Origin of the sequence: Pedobacter arcticus A12 (assembly GCF_000302595.1) — a bacterium.
Taxonomy (GTDB): Bacteria; Bacteroidota; Bacteroidia; order Sphingobacteriales; family Sphingobacteriaceae; genus Pseudopedobacter; species Pseudopedobacter arcticus.
In genome coordinates, this window is sequence record NZ_JH947126.1 from 732,989 (window position 1) to 753,659 (window position 20,671).

A 20,671-nucleotide genomic window follows, 5' to 3' on the forward strand; every position below is an offset into this window, starting at 1 on the left:
AATATGACTAATACCGAGCTGATTTTAAATATGCTTGCAGAAGCTTCTACCAAAGACATTTCAGTGGCGATAAATCCAGAAACATTTGAAGATAGTAAAAAAGTAGCCAAGCAAGGTGGAAACGTAGCCAAAGTTGCAAGAAAGGAGTTGGAAGCAAGAACAGGAAAAAAAGTAGTTTCTTCGTTAAATGCTAAATCTGCATTACAGTTAAAAAATAAAAAAGGAGAAGAGCCAAATTAATATACCACCAAAAATAATTTAGGTTATAACGTTCTCAACCGAATAACGAGCTGTTTTGGATAAATATAACATGGAATATGATGAACTATAAGTTGGGATTAGATGAAATTCACCCCAACGGTCAGTCATGTTCCGCAGGGCATGTCCAACTCAAAAATAAATTGGATTTGCAATCCACCTAAAAACCAGCCCACGGTTTCAATTATCTTTCGTTATCCATAATATACAAAACACCGGCAATAGCTGATACAAGCTCCATTAGCATCAATAAAAAAACAAAAAATAAGACGATTTATCAGTAACGTTTAATAAATCGTGTGCGTATACGTATCTTCGCAATCCTAATCAAACACAATTAAAAAAATTAAAAAAACAACCTCTTGCTCTTGACCATAAGATAGTTTTTCTAATTAATCATGCTAAAAAGTGTACCTACACCATTAACTAATTTATTATGAAATCATCCCATTTGAAAAATTTATTGCAAGTACCTTTAGGTTTATTTTATAACCTCTCACTTTGCGAAAGCAAAATTATTTACAGCTTCATCACCAAGCTTCTCACTCTTCCTCCGTTTGACTGCATAAGTAGAAACAATTGCAACCATCCCTTGATCAAAGTTAATATTTACGCATTTTACAAACACTTTTACTTCGCAGGACTTGGTGTAAATACCAATTCCGCTTAACCTCGAAATATAAGGCTACTTAGTTCTACGCATTACAGAACACGGCCTATCTCTTTTAAATACAATACAATAAAACCAACTAACATTCAAATAGCAGATCAATTCATTTATTAGCTTAATCAACCATCAAACCATGAAAAAAAACAACCACCTACAAACTACATTGCTCAACATCAAAAAGACAGCGAAGTCTCAAATCGGTAAGTCTAGATTGTCAAAAACTTTAAAGAAAGCTTTTTTAACCTTCACGATTTTTGCATCGTCTTTTTTCCTACCCTCACTTGCGATGTTTCTTATCACCAACCTAGCGCTATAGACACCAGCTACGAGCGATAGCGTTTTATCTGGCTCCTACCCTGCAGCAAACGGAAATGATGGAAGTATTTCCACGCTCTGGTATAGTCAAGACGGAGCCCCTTTCCCGAGGTGGTATGCGGTGGACCTAGGCGTAGCAACCTCTTTTAATAGGTGGATAGTAAAATCTAGCTTTCCCCGCAACGCCGATTATGAATTGCAAACAAGTACCAATGGTGTAACCTACACAACCATTGCTTATCCAGAGGCTAAAGTAATTAACAACTTAGGAAATCAGTCATCTATGACACTAACGGGTAATGTTACGGCCAGGTATGTCCGTGTATTGTTCACAAAAAACATAGAGAATGACAACAACTCATCAAGCCAAGTTGCTGAATTTGAATTAAAGCTAATACCAACATATCCTCCAACACTAATTACCAACGTTCCAACATTAATAGCTACTACCAGTGTTACACTTGGTGGCCAAGTAACCGATGATGGTGAAACTTTAGTGACTGAACGAGGTATTGTTTATGCAACAGGCATCAATCCAACAACTGCAAATACAAAAGTCAAAATTGGCGACAACCTTGGTTCGTTTTCAAAAAGTATAACTGGATTAACTCCTAACACCACGTATTACACTAGGGCTTACGCAATTAATAACCAAGGAACGGCTTACGGCACCAACGAGATCAAAACAGTGGTAAAAACCCAAGACGGTACAACTACCAAAACCTACACAGTTATTGTAAATAGAGCGCCAAGTAGCGATGCAAATCTATCAGCATTGACAATTAGCTCAGGAACATTGAGTCCAACTTTCGGTTCCTCAACTACTTCGTATTCTGCAAATGTACCGAATGAGGTAAGTGGCATTAAGGTAAACCCGACTGTATCACAATCTGATGCCCTGATAGAAGCAAGAGTAAACGGCGGTACATATACCATTTTAACAAGTGGTGCATCTTCCAGCTCGTTGCCATTGAACGTAGGTTCAAATACCATAGAAGTGAACGTTACTGCCCAAGACGGTGGCACTCTAAAAACGTACACGGTTAGCGTAACCAGAGCAGATATTTTGTCGGTAGCGTTGAATAATTATACCGCAAAACTACAGTCAAACGGAACAGTACTTTTAAACTGGGATACCTTTTCTGAAACAAAAAATGATTACTTCGAAGTTTTACGCTCAGTAGATGGACTAAGTTTTATTGTTTTAGAAACGATAAAAGGAAACGGAACGAGCAATCAACGCAACCAATACAGCTTCTTAGACAAATACCCCCAAGCTGGAAATAATTACTATAAGCTGGTTCAATCAGATTTAGATGGAACAAGAAAAGAGCTTGGCATCAGAACAGTTAAGGCAAGCCTGTCTTCCGAAACTGAAATAGCTGTTTACCCAAACCCAACTAATGATGTGGTAAAAATAAGCTTTGCTAAAGGGAAATTTACTACTGCTAGTTTGGTCGATTTATCCGGAAAAACGCTTCGGAAGAAGACCATAAACCACCTGCAAGGCGATCTAGAATTTGACATGAGCAATTTAGCAAGTGCTATTTATATGCTAAAACTAGAAGGTCAGGAAAAAACAGTAAGTAAACAAATCATTAAAAACTAGCAATCACTAAAAAAATATGGCTCGAACAGATGATGTTCGAGCCATTTTGTATTTTAAAATTTCTGGCTTCCTGTACGAAAATCTTGGTAAACTTTAAAGGCGATGATCAACAATCCAGAGAATTCCTCTGTAAAGCCATTTCCAATTCTCTATTCTCTTAACTTTTCGCCCAAAATTTGGTATCTTGAGTGACGCATGCTGATCTGCTAAGCAATTTCAAAAATTTCTGTTTTGGCATCATCCATGTGCGTTTTGATAAATTCCTTCATCAACGGATTACCCAATCCTTAAAAATAGCATTATGGCAACAGATATCTTCAACATTAAAAAAAACCTAAACATTAACGGTAAAGAAGTGGGCTATTACAGTTTGCCTGAACTTCAAAAACAAGGATTTAATATTGAAAAACTCCCTTTCTCTATCCGAATACTGTTAGAAAACGCTTTACGAAATTTTGATGATTTTGCTGTTACCAAAGAAAACATAGAAACCATTTTACACTGGAAACCCGAAGGCTCTGACAAGGATATTCCGTTTAAACCCGCCCGTGTTTTAATGCAGGACTTTACAGGCGTTCCGGCGGTGGTAGATATTGCAGCTTTACGTGAAGAGGTAGCCAGAAAAGGGAAAGACCCAAATACCATTAACCCATTAGTACCCGTAGATTTGGTCATCGATCATTCTGTACAGGTGGATTATTTCGGGACAGAATATGCTTACGAACGCAATATTGATAAAGAGTACGGCAGAAACCAAGAGCGGTATCAGTTTTTAAAATGGGCTCAAAACTCGTTTGATAACTTCAGCGTTGTGCCTCCCGGCATGGGAATCTGCCACCAAGTAAACCTCGAGTATCTTTCAAAAGGCGTAATTGAACGTAATGGAGAAGTTTTTCCAGATACTTTGGTGGGGACAGATAGCCACACACCAATGGTCAATGGAATTGGTGTGGTTGCCTGGGGTGTTGGCGGTATTGAAGCCGAAGCGGCTATTCTTGGTCAGCCTTTGTATTTCATCATGCCAGAAGTGATTGGGTTAAAACTAACTGGTAAACTTCCTTTAGGGTCAACCGCTACGGATTTAGTGTTGACCATTGCCAATTTATTAAGGAAGTTGGGTGTAGTTGGAAAGTTTGTAGAAGTATTTGGTTCGGGCGTAGCTAACCTTTCTGTACCAGACAGGGCAACTATCGGCAACATGTCGCCAGAGTTTGGAAGCACCATCACTTACTTCCCTATTGATGATAAAACTTTGGAGTATATGCGTAAAAGCAACCGTTCTGCCGAACAAATTAATTTGGTAGAAACCTATTGCAAAACCAATATGCTATGGAGAGAAAACGAAGATAAAATCGTTTACACGGATGTGCTGGAGCTAGACCTATCCACAATAGAACCCACCGTTGCAGGACCAAAAAGACCGCAAGATAAAATCCTGTTAAAGGACTTTAAAAATAAATTCATCGATTTATTGGCAGAATCTTTTGATCGCCAATACATCTCTCAAAAAGACAGAGACATCGAAAAATCTATCATTAGGTTTGATAATGAAGGTGGCGATTTACCAGTTTCCAAAACTAAAAAATCCGTAGGAATCGAAGACACAGAGATGGAAACCAAAGAAAAAGATGGATTAAAAACCGTTTGGATCACACGAGGCGATGAAAAGTTTATGCTTTCGGATGGCGCTGTCGCCATTGCCGCCATAACATCTTGTACTAACACTTCCAACCCATTTGTAATGGTTGGCGCCGGCATGGTCGCTAAAAAAGCTCGTGAAAAAGGAATTGACGTAAAACCTTGGGTAAAAACATCACTCGCTCCGGGTTCAAAAGTGGTTACAGATTATTTAGAAAAAGCAGATTTATTGAAGGATTTGGAAGCATTGCAGTTCCACTTGGTGGGTTATGGCTGTACTTCCTGCATTGGCAACTCCGGACCTTTGCCACCACATATCGCGAAAGCGGTAGAAGATGAAAACTTAATTGTTGCTTCCGTATTATCTGGAAACCGGAATTTCGAAGCGAGGATTCATCCACAGGTAAAAATGAATTTTTTAATGTCGCCAATGTTGGTAGTTGCTTATGCCCTTGCCGGGCGAGTTGACATCGACTTGATCAACGAACCACTTAGCTTTGATTCCAATTTGGAACCTGTGTTTCTAAAGGATATTTGGCCCAGCGATGATGAGATTAATGAGGTTTTGAGCCGAGTGCTCTCCCCTACCGATTTTGCAAAAAACTACGATACCATTTTCGAGGGAAATGAAATTTGGAGAAATCTGGAAGTGCCAAAAGGTAAATTATACGATTGGAATTCGGATTCTACGTATATAAAAGAGATCCCTTTTTTCCATGGTATTTCCGAAGAGCCGGAGCAGCTCAGCGATATTAAAAACGCAAACGCTTTACTGGTATTAGGCGATAGCGTAACTACCGACCATATCTCTCCCGCTGGCGCATTTAGTGAAACATCTGCTTCTGGGAAATATTTACTATCAAAAGGAGTTTCTCAAGAAAACTTTAATTCGTATGGTTCACGCCGTGGAAACGATGAAGTGATGGTTCGTGGAACTTTCGCCAACGTCCGCATTAAAAATAAGTTAGCCAATAATGAAGGTGGATTCACCAAGTTTCTACCTACCGGAGAAGAACTTGGCGTTTATGATGCTGCACAGAAATATAAAGAAGCGCAAATTCCGTTAATGGTATTGGCTGGCAAAGAATACGGAAGCGGCTCATCCAGAGACTGGGCAGCAAAAGGAACCTTTTTACTGGGGATAAAAGCTGTATTAGCCGAAAGTTACGAACGCATACACCGGAGCAATTTGGTAGGCTTAGGTGTTTTGCCACTTCAATACAAAGCTGGTGAAACAGCCAGCACTCTCGGTTTAACCGGAAAAGAAACTTTTACCATCACAGGAATTGCAAACGATATTAAACCGCTTAAAGAACTGGAAATTGTTGCCACCGATAACAATGGAAAAGAACTCAAATTTTCTGCGATTGCCAGGCTAGATTCAAACATAGAAATTGAATATTACCGCAACGGAGGTATTTTGCAATATGTGTTGCGCCAGTTTTTACAGAAAGCTTAACCGGAAGCTTTTTTAGTATTTGAGGGAGACTTATTTTAATCTCGATTTATTTTAGGTACACTATTCGCATAGTTTTTCATTTATTAACGAGAAACAATGCGAACCCGAAAAATTTAATCATGAGCAGAGGATTTGTAAAAGAAGATGATCAAGAAGAGATTCCAATCGTTCCACCTCGGGCGGATTTGCCAAACGGAATCACCAATTACGTAACGCCAAATGGCTTAACAGAACTTTTAGCAGAAAAAGAAAAATTAACCAACGAGCGAAGTAAGCTAACAAATGAAAACGAAAATGAACTTCGAATAGCTGGCAACTACCTAAACGCAAAACTAAATTTGCTGAGCAATAGAATAATGACAGCAAAGGTTATTGATCTAGCGGAGCAACCACAAGATAAAATACGGTTTGGAGCTACTGTCACTTTGAAAGTAAATGATGAAAAGAAACCACAAACCTACCAGATTGTTGGTGTGGATGAAGCTGATATTGCAAAAGGAAAAATCTCATTTATCTCTCCCGTTGCCAGAATACTGATTGATAAAAAAGTGGGCGAAGAAGCTGTTCTTAAATTACACAATCGGGATAGGGTATTCAAAATATTAGACATCGTTTATTTTACGTAAAATTTGATCAGCATCATTCTTCTTTCCAAATCATTATCGTAATATTGCAATAACACTATTGATATGGGGGCAACAAAAACGGAACACTTTACAGAAAAACAGAACGAAATTGCAAAAATTGCGAAAGCGTTGGGCCATCCTGCAAGGGTGGCAATAGTAGAATATTTAATAAAAGTGGATACCTGCATTTGTGGTGATATTGTAAACGAACTGCCACTTGCGCAACCTACGGTTTCTCAACATTTAAAGGAACTCAAAAACGCTGGACTCATCAAAGGAAGTATCGAAGGAAATTCAATTTGTTACTGTATCGAAGAAAAAACGATAGAAAAATTGCAAGATTATTTTGCACAAATCTCCATAAACCTAGAACGTAAAAACAATTGCTGTTAATTGCAGAAAGCTGATGGCTTAAGACTGTGAAAATTAAACTAGTATACAACATAGCACACTAAATAACCATAAAATGGAAAATTCAGATAAAATAAAAGAACTGGTAAAGCAGAAGTACAGTGAAATTGCTTTACAAGACAAGGAAGCAAACCAATCATCATGTTGTGGTGCTGGTGGTTGCTCAACAGAGGTTTATAATATCATGAGTGAAGAATATACCGACTTAGGAGGCTATAATCCTGATGCCGATTTAGGCTTAGGTTGTGGCTTACCCACTCAGTTTGCTAAAATTAAACTTGGCGATACGGTAATTGATTTAGGGAGTGGTGCAGGAAATGATTGCTTTGTGGCAAGAGAACAGACTGGTGAAGACGGACGTGTAATTGGAATTGACTTTACGCCAGCTATGCTTGAAAAAGCGAAAGCAAATGCCGTGAAACTAGGGTTTTCAAATGTTGAATTTAGGCAAGGCGATATCGAAAATATTCCTGTTTCAGCAAATGTTGCTGATGTAATTGTGAGTAATTGTGTTTTGAATCTGGTTCCAAATAAAGACGGTGTATTTAAAGATATGTTCCGGGTATTAAAACCTGGGGGGCACTTCAGTATTTCGGATGTGGTGTTGGTAGGCAATTTACCTGATGCTCTGAAGAACGATGCAGAAATGTACGCGGGTTGTATCTCAGGAGCAATTCAAAAAGCTACTTATTTAGAATTAATTAAAAACAATGGCTTTTCAAATATTGTCATCCAAAAAGAAAAAGCTATTGAGATTCCGAATGACATTTTGAAAAACTACCTTAACGAAGAAGAATTAAATAATTTCAAATCAGGTAACACGGGAATTTTCAGCATCACAGTTTATGCGGAAAAACCTCAACCTTCTTCTTGCGGTTGTGGACCAGAGGGTTGTTAACAGTTTAAAATCACATATCTAATCAAACCTTACGAAGTTTAAAAGCTTCGTGAGGTTTACAAAATCTCTCCCTTCTTTCAAAAATACTTTGAGACCTACCTCACGTGGATTTGATAATTAAAACCAGACAATGGCCAAGCCCTAAACCTCGCAATTGTTCCGAAATTTCCATAAAAAAACAAGATATTAAAATATACAAATCTTAGCTTTGTATAGAATAACTTAAACCCTCCACATGACATTAGTTTGGTCCGAAATATTGATTCGTTTATTCCTAGCTTCTCTTTTTGGAGCACTGATTGGCTTAGAAAGAGAGCGAAAAGACTGGGCCGCAGGAATGCGAACGCACATGATGGTTTGCGTAGGTTCATGTTTGATTATGATGGTTTCGGCATTTGGCTTTTCTGATGTTTTAGGAACTCCCCATGTGGAGTTAGACCCATCTAGGGTTGCGGCGCAGGTAATCAGCGGAATAGGCTTTATTGGAGCAGGAACAATTTTGTTTATCAAACAAGGAACAATTAGAGGTTTGACTACTGCATCTGGTTTATGGACCGTTGCTGCGATTGGTTTGGCAACAGGTGGCGGAATGTATTTTGCTGCGGGCGCAACAACTTTCATCGCCCTAATTATTCTTTTTGTTTTGGCACCTATAGAGCAGATTTACGCAAAAAGATTTAAACAGCGCACATTAAAAATAATAGCTGACGCCAAAACAGATAGTACAGAATTGTTGCATCATTTATTAAACAATAAAGACTTAGAAATTAGAAACTTCAATTTCGAACGCGAGAACGATGATTTAGTTTTTACGCTCCAGCTAGATAATATCAGCGAAAGCGGTGTTGTAGAGATTATAAACGAACTCAAAAACCACAAAATTGTAAAGGATATTGCTTGGACGAAATAACACCAGCTTATCCTTTCACATCAAAAAAACAGCAATCTTTTATCTATTGCTTTCGACAAAAGACTATTTTCAAACACGGTATTTCTGCTACGGCGCAAAGTTTGCCCTATCCATAACATTATCAATCAATAAAATTTAAGATTATGGAAAGGTTAGAACTAGAATCAATTATGAAAATTATTGAGCAGCAACAACATTCGTCTATTTTAGGAGGAATGCAAGCCGAATACGAAGAACTAGAACGTTTGGGCTATGTGAAAATAAATTGGGATGAAAGTAAAATTACCGCCACCATCACTCCAGCAGGTAGAGCTTTCGTGGCTTCCCTAACATCCGCTAATAATAAATCATTATAATACTGAACTGTAAAGACTGCAACTGTATATGTTTGCATACAATATTCCAAAATAAAAAACATTACGAAGTCAGTTTAAATACCTTGTATAAAACACTGCATTGCAAGCGCTTACTACCTCAAACATTACGAATAATCTTTTTGGTCTGTTCATTGAACAAGGCATAAAAACAATTAAAAAAATTATGAAAAGATTATTCTTAGTAGCTGCAGCCTTGGTATTTGGTGGCGCTACGTTTGCACAAACAACCAATACAGCAACAACAACACGTTTTGGATTAAAAGGTGGCGTAAATCTACCGAAGTATAAGTATGTAAATGATGACCAAAACACATCTACAGAAACAAAAACGACGGTTAACTTCAATTTAACAGGTTATGCAGATATTCCTGTAGGATCGTATTTCTCTGTTCAACCAGGCTTATCCTTACAAGGAAAAGGCGCTAAGTATTATGAGAATGGTGATGATAAAATAGAAGATAATGTATTAGCAATTGAGGTTCCGGTTAACTTATTGGTAAACCTACCCGCTGGTCCTGGTCATTTCTATTTAGGTGGCGGACCGTACGCAGGTTTTAATATTGCAGGACAAAAGAAATCCACAATTTTGGGTGTTGAATCTGAAAATGATTTAAAATTTGGTAACGATTCAGGAGACGATCTTAAAGCTTTAGATTTTGGTTTTAACGTATTAGCTGGATACCAATTAAGCTCTGGCTTAAACTTTGGAGCGGGTTACGGATTTGGTTTAACCAACCTAACACCAACAAGCACAAGCAATACTAATATCGAAAAGAACAACAGACTTTGGTCTTTCACGGTAGGTTACGCATTTTAAGCTAAATCAAAAAACACAATAGAAGACTGCTTTCAATACGAAGGCAGTCTTTTTTTGTCCAAAATTTTAGTGGGATATTAATTGCACACTTCCTATTCAGATATTTTTAGCTACAAAAAAGGCCGGAATTAAATTCCAGCCTTTCTAATTCTATAATAGAAAACCTTATTTCTTCATCAATTTCGCCATTGCAGCGCCAATTTCGGCAGGAGATTCTACAACAGTAATTCCACACTCTCTCATGATTTTCATTTTAGCTGCAGCAGTATCATCAGCACCACCAACAATTGCACCTGCATGACCCATTCTACGTCCCGGAGGCGCAGTTTGGCCAGCAATAAAGCCAACAACTGGCTTAGTACCATGTTCCTTAATCCACATAGCAGCTTCTGCTTCCATGCTACCACCAATCTCACCAATCATAATAATTCCATGAGTTTCAGGGTCGTTCATTAACAATTCAACAGCTTCTTTAGTCGGTGTTCCAATAATTGGGTCACCACCAATACCAATTGCAGTAGTAATTCCCATACCAGCTTTAACAACTTGGTCAACCGCTTCGTAAGTTAAAGTTCCAGATTTTGAAACCACACCAATATTACCTTTTTTGAAGATGAAACCTGGCATAATACCAATTTTAGCTTCATCTGCAGTTATAATTCCTGGGCAGTTAGGACCAATTAAACGGCAATCTCTGTCAGAAATATATTCTTTAACCTGAATCATATCCTTAGTTGGGATACCTTCAGTAATACAAACAATCACTTTAATACCAGCCTCAGCAGCTTCCATAATTGCATCAGCGGCAAACGCAGGGGGTACAAAAATAATGGAAACATTAGCACCGGCTTTCTGTACTGCTTCTGCAACAGTGTTAAAAACTGGTTTATCTAGATGAGTTTGACCACCTTTACCCGGCGTAACACCACCTACAACGTTGGTTCCGTACTCGATCATTTGGGTTGCATGATACGTACCCTCATTACCGGTGAAACCCTGAACTATAACTTTTGAATCTTTATTTACAAGTACACTCATGGTTGTTTTTTATGTTAAGCAAAGCTAACAGAATCAACAAGAATCTCAAAGGATTGCGACAAAAAACCGCGATTTAATTTGGCTAATTTTAGTGTTATCGGCTATTTTTTACGCTTTTGTACGCTAAACAGGAAAGATTATTAACAATTGACTAGATAATTTTTGAAAAGGTGCTGCAATGCAATTAAAAAACGACAGTCCCGTCTTCCGCTAAATCTTTTTTGTACCGCCCACCCCATCGCCAAAGGACACAAAAAAGGATATCGTTTCAACCGGGTTTAGACACTTTGGTTTTCTGCTTTTTATTTCGATCTGTCCATATGGAATACCTCTGCATGTCCTGCTGAGCAGAACCGACCCCAGTTATGGTTGCAGTTCTCAATAGATATGAAACTTGAAGTTTATATGGTTCTATTTAAGATATGATGGTTTTAGATACGAATAAGCCGATTATTCCTACTCCGTTTTAATCCCAGCAGAGCTAAACTGCAGATCGTACAAACGTTTATAGTAACCGTTCAATCGCAATAATTCTTGGTGCGTTCCCATTTCCATAATTTCTCCTTTATCTAAGACAATAATTTTATCGGCTTTTTGAATGGTAGATAAACGGTGAGCAATAACGATAGCGGTTCTTCCCTGCATCATTTTATCGATAGCTATTTGAATCAGGTGCTCGGTTTCTGTATCAACAGAAGAAGTTGCTTCATCTAAAACCAAAATCTTTGGTTGATGCACCAGCGCCCTAATAAAAGAAACAAGTTGTGCTTGCCCTACTGATAATGTTGCACCACGTTCCTGCACATCGTACTGATAACCGCCAGGTAATCGCATAATAAAATCATGTGCACCAACATCTTTTGCTGCTGCTATAATCTGCTCTAACGTAATATCTGGATTATTTAAGCTGATGTTATGCGCTATCGTATCCGAAAAAAGAAAAACATCCTGTAAAACTGTTGCAATCTGCGAGCGAAGGTAATTCAAATCAAAGTCTTTGATATCAATACCATCAATGGTTACTTCTCCTTTACTTATTTCATAAAAACGGTTTAAAATATTGATTGTTGACGACTTACCAGCACCCGTTGCACCTACCAGTGCCAATGTTTCTCCTTCTTTCAAACTAAAAGAAATATTTTTCAATATCCACTCTTCATCATTCGGCATTTCATCCGTCTGCTTGTAAGAAAACCAGACGTTCGAAAATTTAATCTCACCTTTCATCGCTGGCAAAACAACTTTTCCGTTGTTTGTCGTTCTCTCATCGGTATCTAAAACATTAAAAATCCGATCGGCACCAACCATGCCCATCTGTAGTGTGTTGAATTTATCGGCAAGTTCTCGAATTGGCCTAAACAACATGTTGATGTACATGATAAAAGAAACCACGACACCAGGTGATACCTGATTTGTTAAAATACTTTTTGAGCCATACCAAACCAACAATCCTAAAGAAAGGGCAACAATTAACTCGACTACGGGAAAAAATATTGAATAATGCCAATTGGAACGGATATGCGCATCGCGGTGCTCTGCATTTATTTTGTAAAACTTATTGTACTCTTGGTCTTCCCTTGCAAAATACTGGATGATACTTACACCGCTGATATGTTCCTGTAAAAACGTGTTGAGGTTAGAAACCTGTGTCCGTACATCCTGAAAGGCAGATTTTATAGCTTCTTTAAAAATGTAGGTTGCTATCATTAAAAACGGCATTGGCAACAAAACAATCAGCGTTAAGCGCCAATCGGCATATAGCATAACTGCAATGATAGTAACTACCTGCAAGCTATCACCAATAATAGAAATCAAACCCTGACTAAAGATATCTGCAATGGTTTCCAAATCAGAAACTGTACGTGTAATCAACTGGCCAATAGGTGTTTTATCAAAATATTTTAAACGTAGTTTGGTGATGTGGTTAAAGATATCAATACGTAGATCTTTAATTACCGACTGCCCTAAAGTATTGGTGAGCAAAGTTTGAAAATATTGAACAAAGGTTTGCAAAAGTAGCAAGCCGATCATCAGCAAAGTCATGTTCAGCAAGCCCGTGGTATCGTTAAAAAAAACGTATTTATCTAAAGTGAGCTGTATAAGGTAAGGCCTAACCGGCGCCAAAGCGGCCAAAGCGAGGGTTAAAAATATGGACCAGAAAAACGTAGATTTATAGGGTGTTGCATAAGCGAAAACTCTTTTTAGCAGACCCCAATCGTAAGTTTTTCCAGTAATGTTACTTGCCATTTATAAATTATTGAAATATGGATAATTAATTTGGGTCAAAAACAGACCACAGGCTGGCACAGAAGCACCAGCAACAGATCTATTTTGACTTTGAATGATTTGATGCATGGCATCTGCTGGGATTTTCCCTTTCCCCACATCTACCAAAGTGCCAACGATTGCCCGCACCATGTTCCGTAAAAATCGGTTTGCACTTACATGGTAAATTAAACCATTTTGAATTACTTCCCATTCCGATTTTTGGATATGGCAGATATTGGTAAAGTTATCTGCATTTGACTTACAGAAAGCACCGAAATCTTCGTACTCCTTAATAATCGACGCGGCTTTTTGCATCGCTGGCAAATCTAATTCATCTTTGATCAACCAGCTGGTATCCGTTTTAAAAGGATTTTTTTTAAAATGAATATGATATTGATAAGCTCTTAAAGTAGCATCAAATCTTGCGTGAGAATCGTTTTTCACCTCAAATAATTCTGAAACTGCGATATCGCTTGGTAAAAGTGAATTGATGGATTTCAAAAACTTCTCTTGTACAATCTCTATTTCCGAAGGCAGGTCCAGGTGTGCGAAAAACTGGCTTGCATGCACACCACTGTCTGTTCTGCCACAGCCCAAAGTCTCTACGTCTGTCCTAAAAAACACTTTTAACGCTTTCTCTAATACTTCTTGTACTGCAAGTGCATTTGGCTGTGTTTGCCAACCGTGATACGCAGTACCTTTGTAGGATAAACTTATAAAATGTCTTTTTGTTTGTTGCACCGCACAAATTTAACGCTTAAATAATTTATCAAAGAATAAGATTGTTGTTTTAACTTTGCTAATTACTTAACAGTGTTAAATCAAACCATAAACAACATGATACAGAGAATTCAGACTATTTATCTTTTTTTAGCTTCACTAGCTATTTATGCTTTATTTCTTTTTCCGGTGGTGAATATTTTCTCGGCTTTTGGCGCTAAAAAAATAATGGTGAGTGGCGTTTATGAGCTTATCAACAACCAACTGGTACAAACAGAATCTTTTACTTTACTAACCATTGCTACCGCTATTTTAGGTGCTATACCTATTGTATTAATTTTCTTGTTTAAAAACCGTAAACGCCAAGCAACTTTGGTTTACCTAAACGTTTTTTTAGTAATAGGTTTTAGCTTTTGGTTAGCCCAAACGATTAAAGGTGCAGCCGGTAAAACATTAGAAATTAGCGATTATAGCATTGGCGCTGGCTTAACTTCTGTTGCTATTCTGTTTTTGGTTTTGGCAGGAAAAGGAATTTTAAGGGATGATAAATTGGTGAAATCTGCAGATAGATTAAGATAACGTTAAGCAATTTTTAAATTTAAAACCGCGTTATTAACCACATCGTAAATGTGATTAATTTACAGTAGTTTTTTTTTCATAAAGTACTATAATCAGTATATTTAGGTTTTAACTTTAAAAATTATCTTATGAAAAAATTATTACTATTGGGGATTGGGTTGTTTTGTTTCGCTGAGGCGAAGGCACAAACCACTATTTTCTCGCAAGACTTTAACAGTTCAAACACTGTTTCTAGTTATGTAAGTGCTAGTAGTCCAACGTCATCGCAATTTAATGCAATTAGTGCATCAGGCGGCGGGGTTACAATTAGCATAAACGCTGGTAAATTGAGATATGCGAGGACTGCCAATTCAGGTTCTTTTTCTAGAACCGCTGATTTTAACCCTAGCCCAAAAGTTGTGGTTTATAAATTTGATATGGAGGTAGCTGGCAACAGCGCTGCAACAACTAACGTGGCGGTATTGCAAATTGGATCTGGCTTTGGTACTGCAAACAGTGCCGAGACTAATGGCGATGTACACTCTAGAATCGGGATAAACATAAGCGCAACCACCGGCGAGTTTAGCCTTAGAGATATTGGAGGCGGAAACAATAGTAGTGCTTTTACAGGTAACCAAAATGTAACATGGGTAGTTAATAATTCGGGCAACAGTTACACTTACACCCCACCAAGTGGCACAGGCACAGAAACCGTTGCTAACGATAGTTGGGACTTGTTTATTGGCACAACTAGGGTTTTAAACGATGTAGCCGCCACAACACCAACGCAAACCCTAAGCGACTTAAAATTTGCATTTACTGGTGGTACCGCAACCATAGATTTTGACAATATCAACATACAATCTATTGATGTTACACCTCCATTATTTACGGCAACTTACCCAAAGACCAGTAACATTGGCCTTAACAGTGTTGATTTATCAAGCAATTTAGATGAAATAGGCACAGGCTATTATGTAATTTTTCCTAGTGGCGCAACAGCACCTAACACGGCACAAGTTGTAGCGGGAACTGATGCTTCAGATGCAAATGTAACTTTAAAAGGCACAATTAACCATCCAACCGCAAATACAGATTACACCACCGATATCACAGGCTTAACTGCAGCAACCAATTACGATGTTTATTTGGTAGCCAAAGATGCCACTAATAACTTTCAAACAGCGCCTGCTTTATTGAGCTTTGCCACCAATGGTACTTTGCCAATATCTCTAACATCATTCACCGCAAAACAGGTTGATAAAACTATTTTGCTAAACTGGGCTACTGCATCAGAAAAAGAAAATCAAAAGTTTGAGGTCTTAAAATCTGCGGAAGGCAATAATTTTAAGGCAATAACTAAATTGGATGGCGCAGGAAATTCTGATAGAGAAAAATCTTATTCTTTTGTGGATGAAAATCCTTACGCCGGTGCAAACTATTACCAGTTGCAACAAACAGACTTTAACGGCACTAAAACTGTTTCGAATGTAATTTCGGCTAATGCAAAAATTGAAGACATTAGATTATCCGCTTACGCTTCAAATAGTACGGTTACAATAAACATTAATTCTCCTAACCAAACTGATGGCGAAATTGCATTATTTGACATGAACGGCAGAAAGCTAGACAGTAAAATCTTAGCTTTAAACAAAGGCTACAATGAAGTTGTTTTTAATAAGGCTTTAACCCCGGGCGCTTATTTTATTAACTTAAAAAGTGCAGGAAAATCAACCAGTTTAAAATTCATTAAATAGTGTAAAACAATTTTTATAAAAAATGGCCGAAACATCAGTTGCGGCCATTTTTGTTAGATCTAAAATCTAATCTTCGTTCCAAAAACGGAATAGGATTAGTCTAATGCAATCTTCCTCTTGTTTTTGCTTTCATCAATCACCACTAATGTAAACTCTCCGATAACCGCTTTTTCTCTCCCTTCACTGTACATCTGCTCAATAAAAATCTGTACCTGTACTTTCAAGCTCGTATTTCCAATATGAGAAACTCGCCCAATGAGCTCAACAATTGTACCTGCCGGAATAGGTTTTTTAAAGTCAATTTTATCGCTACTTACGGTAACCAATTTCTGACGACAAAAACGTGTAGCTGTTATAAATGCAACCTCATCCATTAAAGCCATTGCGGTTCCGCCAAAAAGCGTATCGTAATGGTTTGTGCTATTAGGGAATACTGCTTTGAATATTCTTGTTTCTGATTGCTGGATTTTTTCTTCTATGGTCATGCTGGTAATCTGCTAGGCTTTAAAAGGGTAAAAATAAGGAATCACCATAACCAATATCACCATCATAATTATTGTTAAAATTCCTCCTACTTTTACGAAATCGAAAAATTTATATTTACCCGGGCCGTAAACCAATATACAAGAGGGTTCAAATGGCGTAAGCATCGACACTGATGCCGAAAGCATAATTCCAATGGCAAAAGTTAAAGGGTTTAAGTGTAACTGATGCGCAGTTTGCAGGCCAATCGGCAATACGACCAACGCAGCGGCCGCATTACTTAATGGTTGGGTTAGCAAAACAGTGAGAAACACAAAACCTCCTAACAACCCGTAAACTCCAAAAGGTTCAAATATCCTAACAATGTGTTCTGCCACAAATTTATCTGCTCCGGTTTTCGTCATTGCTACTCCAAAAGCGCTCATACCACCGATTAAAATCAATAAACGCCAATCAATATCATCATAGATCTCATCGGGGTTAATACACCTAAATGCCACGGTAAGCAATGCCCCAATTAAAAACCCTACCGAAAGTGGCACAATTCCAGTTGTACCCAAAAGAATAGAAAGCACAAAAAACAACAAGGTAAATACGCCTTTCCTTTTAAGGTTTAAATTAGGCTTGTAGTCCTCTAAAATGATAAAATCGTTCTCCTTGCTTCTTATCAGATCAATACTGTCTTTTTCACCTTGCACCAATAATAAATCACCAACCTTCAGTCTAATTTTACCAATTTTCTCTCGTATCGTTTTACCTTTTCGGTGTATTGCTAAAATACCTAAACCATAACGGGTTCTAAAATTGACACTTTCCACCGTACCTTTCAAGGTATCAGAACCATCAATAACCATTAATTCTGCTAAATGCAGGTCAGTTTCTTCGTTATTTAAATCCAACAGATCTGCCTTAATATCGACACCTTTTAAATCCTTAATCTTTAATAAATCATCTACGTTGCCTTTGATCAAAATCTCGTCTCCGGCCAATAATTTGGTAAAGCTAGTTGGGATAAAGTTGTACCTATTTCGGATGATGGAAACAATGGTAAATCCCTGCTTCGAAATATCCGATTCAACCACCTTTTGCCCGATCAAATTAGAATCATCTGCAATTACAGCTTCGCTCAAATAACTTCTAACGGCATAATCATCTTCTAAAGTTTCTTTTGAGTTTACCGGTAATAATAACTGGCCTAAAGTCATCATATACAACATGCCAACTCCTAACAGTATTAAACCGATGGGTAAAAAATCAAACATACCAATTCGGGGTAAGCCTTGCGCAACCAGATAGCCACTTACAGCCACATTTGTAGAAGTACCGATAAGCGTACATGTACCTCCTAATATAGATGCAAAAGCAAGCGGCATTAGAATTTTTGAGGGTGCAATCCCCGATATCTTTGACAGGCCGATGGTTGGATTTAGCATCAGCGCCGTAATGGTAGTGTTATTCATAAACCCCGACGTTAAGGCGGAGAACATCATTACCAAAAACAAAATCAATTTTGGTGGCTGTTTTTTAATATTCACCAAGCGAGCTATAAACGTATCTATTACGCCGGTTTTTCTTAAAGCACCTACCATAACAAATATGGCCGCAAGAATAATGATAAAATCACTAGAAAAGCCATCGAAAGCCTCTTTAGGTGTAATTATACTTGTTAAACAAAGTACAATTAATATAAAAATGGTAATAACGTCAACAGTAAAAATCTCTATAGCAAACAATATGATTGCTAAAACTAATAACCCTAATACGATAGCGATAGTCATATATCTAACAAGAACTGGAAAAATTCTCGAGTTTTGTTAATCAATTTGAAATCCACAAAATCAGAAATGGCAAACAAAAAGCATAACACACTATAAATTAACATCTTATTCTATAACAGCGCAAAAAATAATTCCTTTTCAGGAAGCTAATTAGAATTAAAACTTAAAACAAATTGTCCCAAATAAGGGATATTCGCTATTGTAGATCAACGCAAAATAAATTTTACATTACATTTGAAACAAAAACGAATTTTATGGCTACTTCTAAAGTATTATACAACGGTGGTTTAAGAACTACTGCAACACATTTACAATCATCAACCGATATTATTACAGATGCACCGATTGATAACCAAGGAAAAGGTGAAGCTTTTTCTCCGACTGATTTAATGGCAACATCATTAGCAGCATGTATGTTTACAATTATGGGAATTGCTGCCGGTACGCATGACATCAACATTGACGGCGCCAGTGCGGAGGTTACTAAAGTTATGGGGACAGAGCCACGTAGAATAACGGAAATACATGTAAAGTTTAATTTCCCGAATAAAGACAGTTATAGCGATAAGCAGAAGAAAATTTTAGAAAACGCAGCTTTAACTTGTCCGGTAAACCAAAGCTTGCACCCCGATATTAAAAAGCCAATCGATTTTGGATGGTAAACAAAAAAGCTTCCCGACACATCTCGGGAAGCTTTTTTGTTTTAGCTTTTGTCCCGTCCTGAAATAGCGTTACACAAAAAGTAATGTTATGAAAGAAGAAGCAGAGAATGAACATGTTAGAAGAAGTTCGAAAGATTACAGTTTTTCTTTTAAGCTGAAGGTGATTGAGGAGATCGAACGTGGGCTTTTAGGGAAAAAGGAAGCTCAACGCAAATACGGTATTCAGGGAGATGCCACAATTAGTAATTGGCTGAGAAAACATGGTAACTTTGATTGGGAAAACAGGACCCCTCAGACTATGTCAAAAAGCCCCGAACAGAAACTCCTAGAACTGGAGCAGAAAGTAAAACTGCTAGAGAAGCAGAAAGCCGAACTGGAGAAAAAGCTTGATTTCACGGATAAGAAAGCCATCTTCTTTGATATGATGATAGATATTGCGGAAGAAGAATTCAATATCCCCATCAGAAAAAAGTACTTACCCAAACAGTCCAGCGGTTCAAGTCAGAACAAAAAGAATCGTTGAGCGGCGTCTGTAGATTGCTTGGGATGAACAGACAACTTTATTACCGGGCTATAAATTCACTGAATAACAAAAGAACTGTTGCCCAAAAAGTAACAGCACTGGTGCTGGAAGTGCGCATGCGTATGCCCAGGCTAGGCACCCGGAAACTCTACCATATGCTTTGTCCAGAGTTACAGAACCTAGGAATCGGAAGGGATAAACTTTTCAGGATAATGAAAGCCAACCATCTGGACATTGTTCCCAAAAGGCAATATCACATCACTACAGATTCCCATCACAGATTCCGTAAGCATAAAAATTTGGTTGAACATCTCAGGGTGGACAGACCCGAACAGGTCTGGGTATCAGACATTACCTACATCGGGACAAGAAAGAACCCGATGTACCTGTCCCTTGTAACAGATCTCTATTCCAAGAGGATTATGGGGCATGACGTTTCAGAAAGTCTTCATGCCACCGGAGCGGTCTGTGCAATTAAACACGCCCTGAAAAACCGCAGATTCAAAGATGAAGAGCTGATACATCACTCTGACAGGGGACTGCAATATTGCTGCGATGAGTATCAGGGACTATTGGCTGACAGCCGAATTCTGTGCAGCATGACGGAAAGATACGACCCCTATCAAAATGCAGCCGCTGAACGGATCAATGGGATACTGAAACAGGAATTTATTCGTGGAATTCAGATAACTGACATACAATTGATGAAAAAACTGATTGCCCAATCAATCGATATTTACAATGGGGAAAGACCACATTGGAGTTGTTTCATGAATACTCCAGATCAGATGCACAGACAAAGAACTGTTAGAATCAGAACGTATAAAACAAAAAATAGCATCGTGGAAAACCACAATGCTATTTAAAATTATTATTCTTGTAAAAACTGTAACGCT

The 20,671-nt window shown here is 37.9% G+C and carries 19 protein-coding genes and 1 pseudogene; 15 read left to right on the forward strand and 5 right to left on the reverse strand.

What is annotated here, in order from left to right; translation table 11 throughout:
- Positions 1-3 precede the first annotated feature (3 nt).
- The 10 genes and pseudogenes from B176_RS0110225 (at position 4) to B176_RS0110270 (ending at position 9,988) form a co-directional block, all read left to right on the forward strand.
- Positions 4-240: a hypothetical protein gene (locus B176_RS0110225; RefSeq protein WP_017258714.1), complete on the forward strand. Its 237-nt coding sequence runs from the start codon at positions 4-6 to the stop codon at positions 238-240.
- Between the two features lie 1,022 nt (positions 241-1,262).
- Positions 1,263-1,613, forward strand: a pseudogene (locus B176_RS21495) (discoidin domain-containing protein); the annotation flags it as partial.
- A gap of 318 nt (positions 1,614-1,931) precedes the next feature.
- Positions 1,932-2,852 carry a T9SS type A sorting domain-containing protein gene (locus B176_RS21500; RefSeq protein WP_262495917.1) on the forward strand — a complete coding sequence of 307 codons (921 nt, stop codon included), beginning with the start codon at positions 1,932-1,934 and terminating at the stop codon, positions 2,850-2,852.
- Positions 2,853-3,153: 301 nt separating this feature from the next.
- Positions 3,154-5,949: an aconitate hydratase AcnA gene (gene acnA, locus B176_RS0110240; RefSeq protein WP_017258717.1), complete on the forward strand. Its 2,796-nt coding sequence runs from the start codon at positions 3,154-3,156 to the stop codon at positions 5,947-5,949.
- Positions 5,950-6,068: 119 nt separating this feature from the next.
- Entirely contained in the window at positions 6,069-6,575 is a 507-nt protein-coding gene (locus tag B176_RS0110245; protein ID WP_017258718.1) for a GreA/GreB family elongation factor, read from the forward strand.
- A 63-nt stretch (positions 6,576-6,638) separates the two neighbouring features.
- Positions 6,639-6,968, forward strand: a complete 330-nt coding sequence (locus tag B176_RS0110250; protein ID WP_017258719.1) for an ArsR/SmtB family transcription factor — start codon at positions 6,639-6,641, stop codon at positions 6,966-6,968.
- Between the two features lie 73 nt (positions 6,969-7,041).
- Positions 7,042-7,884, forward strand: coding sequence for an arsenite methyltransferase (locus tag B176_RS0110255; RefSeq protein WP_017258720.1), 843 nt, complete (start codon positions 7,042-7,044; stop codon positions 7,882-7,884).
- 235 nt (positions 7,885-8,119) lie between these two features.
- On the forward strand, positions 8,120-8,794 hold the full coding sequence (locus tag B176_RS0110260; RefSeq protein WP_017258721.1) for an MgtC/SapB family protein: 675 nt from the start codon (positions 8,120-8,122) through the stop codon (positions 8,792-8,794).
- Between the two features lie 143 nt (positions 8,795-8,937).
- Entirely contained in the window at positions 8,938-9,150 is a 213-nt protein-coding gene (locus B176_RS0110265) for a hypothetical protein (protein WP_017258722.1), read from the forward strand.
- A gap of 184 nt (positions 9,151-9,334) precedes the next feature.
- Complete coding sequence (locus tag B176_RS0110270; RefSeq protein ID WP_026063262.1) at positions 9,335-9,988, forward strand: outer membrane beta-barrel protein; 654 nt, start codon at positions 9,335-9,337, stop codon at positions 9,986-9,988.
- Between the two features lie 165 nt (positions 9,989-10,153).
- Here B176_RS0110270 and sucD read toward each other — a convergent pair whose 3' ends face one another.
- The 3 genes from sucD to truA all read right to left on the reverse strand — a co-directional run bounded on the left by sucD (position 10,154) and on the right by truA (position 14,035).
- Entirely contained in the window at positions 10,154-11,026 is an 873-nt protein-coding gene (gene sucD, locus B176_RS0110275) for a succinate--CoA ligase subunit alpha (protein ID WP_017258724.1), read from the reverse strand.
- A gap of 456 nt (positions 11,027-11,482) precedes the next feature.
- Positions 11,483-13,273 (reverse strand): ABC transporter ATP-binding protein, encoded by a 1,791-nt coding sequence (locus B176_RS0110280; protein ID WP_017258725.1) that lies wholly within the window; start codon positions 13,271-13,273, stop codon positions 11,483-11,485.
- Positions 13,274-14,035: a tRNA pseudouridine(38-40) synthase TruA gene (gene truA, locus B176_RS0110285; protein ID WP_017258726.1), complete on the reverse strand. Its 762-nt coding sequence runs from the start codon at positions 14,033-14,035 to the stop codon at positions 13,274-13,276. It lies immediately after the preceding gene.
- Positions 14,036-14,131: 96 nt separating this feature from the next.
- Between truA and B176_RS0110290 the strand changes: the two genes are divergently transcribed.
- Together B176_RS0110290 and B176_RS20265 are read left to right on the forward strand one after the other, a co-directional pair.
- A complete protein-coding gene (locus B176_RS0110290; RefSeq protein WP_026063263.1) occupies positions 14,132-14,593 on the forward strand; it encodes a DUF4293 domain-containing protein in 462 nt (153 codons plus the stop codon).
- A gap of 128 nt (positions 14,594-14,721) precedes the next feature.
- A complete protein-coding gene (locus B176_RS20265; RefSeq protein WP_017258728.1) occupies positions 14,722-16,329 on the forward strand; it encodes a T9SS type A sorting domain-containing protein in 1,608 nt (535 codons plus the stop codon).
- 95 nt (positions 16,330-16,424) lie between these two features.
- Here the strand turns inward: B176_RS20265 and B176_RS0110300 are convergent, their stop codons facing one another.
- Positions 16,425-16,814 carry an acyl-CoA thioesterase gene (locus B176_RS0110300; protein ID WP_017258729.1) on the reverse strand — a complete coding sequence of 130 codons (390 nt, stop codon included), beginning with the start codon at positions 16,812-16,814 and terminating at the stop codon, positions 16,425-16,427.
- A 12-nt stretch (positions 16,815-16,826) separates the two neighbouring features.
- On the reverse strand, positions 16,827-18,590 hold the full coding sequence (locus B176_RS0110305) for an SLC13 family permease (protein ID WP_017258730.1): 1,764 nt from the start codon (positions 18,588-18,590) through the stop codon (positions 16,827-16,829).
- A gap of 254 nt (positions 18,591-18,844) precedes the next feature.
- Here B176_RS0110305 and B176_RS0110315 point away from each other — a divergent pair, with 254 nt between their 5' ends.
- From B176_RS0110315 to B176_RS0110325, 3 genes are all read left to right on the forward strand, one after another.
- Positions 18,845-19,252, forward strand: a complete 408-nt coding sequence (locus B176_RS0110315; RefSeq protein ID WP_017258732.1) for an OsmC family protein — start codon at positions 18,845-18,847, stop codon at positions 19,250-19,252.
- 88 nt (positions 19,253-19,340) lie between these two features.
- Positions 19,341-19,775 carry a transposase gene (locus B176_RS21400; protein WP_017256978.1) on the forward strand — a complete coding sequence of 145 codons (435 nt, stop codon included), beginning with the start codon at positions 19,341-19,343 and terminating at the stop codon, positions 19,773-19,775.
- Between the two features lie 14 nt (positions 19,776-19,789).
- On the forward strand, positions 19,790-20,641 hold the full coding sequence (locus B176_RS0110325; RefSeq protein WP_040539729.1) for an IS3 family transposase: 852 nt from the start codon (positions 19,790-19,792) through the stop codon (positions 20,639-20,641).
- The last annotated feature ends 30 nt before the right edge of the window (positions 20,642-20,671 follow it).